This window comes from Siccibacter turicensis LMG 23730 (genome assembly GCF_000463155.2).
GTDB classification, from domain to species: Bacteria; Pseudomonadota; Gammaproteobacteria; order Enterobacterales; family Enterobacteriaceae; genus Siccibacter; species Siccibacter turicensis.
In genome coordinates, this window is the sequence record NZ_AWFZ01000023.1 from 1 (window position 1) to 284 (window position 284).

The window sequence follows — 284 nt, forward strand, 5'->3', positions numbered from 1 at the left end:
CACCGGATTTGCGACAATCCGACAGTTCTTTATCAAAAGTCAGCGCCTGAGTTGAACTTAGCGCATTATTCTCAACCGCATTCTTCCCGGCCAGCCCTGCATTCACCGCCGTTGCGCCGCTGTCACCAATCAGCCCGCCCGCCAGGGTTGACGCCAGCGTCGCCAGCGCGCTCACGGTCTGTTTGTCTGCCTCGGACAGCTCGCCTGCCCTACCGCCTTTAAGCTCAACCGCAATCATACCGGCCAGCTCGCCGATGCTGGCACCCGCTGCTCCTGCGGCGATG

At 61.3% G+C, this 284-nt stretch carries 1 protein-coding gene; it reads right to left on the reverse strand.

Annotated elements, in window-relative coordinates:
* The coding region (locus DW58_RS04270; RefSeq protein ID WP_035894712.1) for a VENN motif pre-toxin domain-containing protein at window positions 1-284 on the reverse strand (284 nt) is incomplete at both ends.